Source organism: Marinobacter sp. UBA2498, from assembly GCF_002341575.1.
GTDB lineage: Bacteria > Pseudomonadota > Gammaproteobacteria > Pseudomonadales > Oleiphilaceae > Marinobacter > Marinobacter manganoxydans.
In genome coordinates, this window is the sequence record NZ_DDOI01000021.1 from 3,122 (window position 1) to 3,659 (window position 538).

Sequence of the window (538 nt, forward strand, 5' to 3'; positions counted from 1 at the left end):
GAACGAAGCCGATAACGGACTGAGCAACATGCAGGGAACCATTGCCATGGCACGCACCATGGACCCGCACTCTGCCACAGCCCAGTTCTTTATTAACGTTGAGAATAACGGCTTCCTGGACCACACCGCCAAAAACGCGGAAGGCTGGGGCTACTGCGTGTTCGGCAAAGTGGCCGACGGCATGGACACGGTAAACGCGATTCGAGCAGTGCGCACCACCATGCGTGCAGGCCACCAGGATGTGCCTGCCGATGACGTGGTAATCGAAAAAGCCGAGGTTCTGGAGGACGCGTGACCACGCTGTTTATTTCAGATCTTCACCTCGAGGAATCCCGCCCGGATATTACTGAGGCATTTCTGGGCTTTCTCGACGGGAAAGCCAGTGGTGTTGATCAGCTGTATATTCTCGGTGATTTCTTTGAGGCGTGGATAGGAGATGACGAACGCACGCCGCTCCAGGAGCAGATTGCGACTGCCCTTCGAAAACTGCGGGACAGCGGCACCAGGATTTTCCTGATGCACGGCAACCGGGACTTTC

Annotated in this window: 2 protein-coding genes; both read left to right on the plus strand. The window is 56.1% G+C overall.

The window, feature by feature from the left end; genetic code table 11:
* Window positions 1-295 (plus strand): peptidylprolyl isomerase (locus B2W52_RS02045; protein WP_286801098.1); only part of this gene is annotated, 295 nt, incomplete at its 5' end.
* The coding region (locus tag B2W52_RS02050) for a metallophosphoesterase (RefSeq protein ID WP_286801099.1) at window positions 292-538 on the plus strand (247 nt) is incomplete at its 3' end. The genes B2W52_RS02045 and B2W52_RS02050, both read left to right, overlap by 4 nt.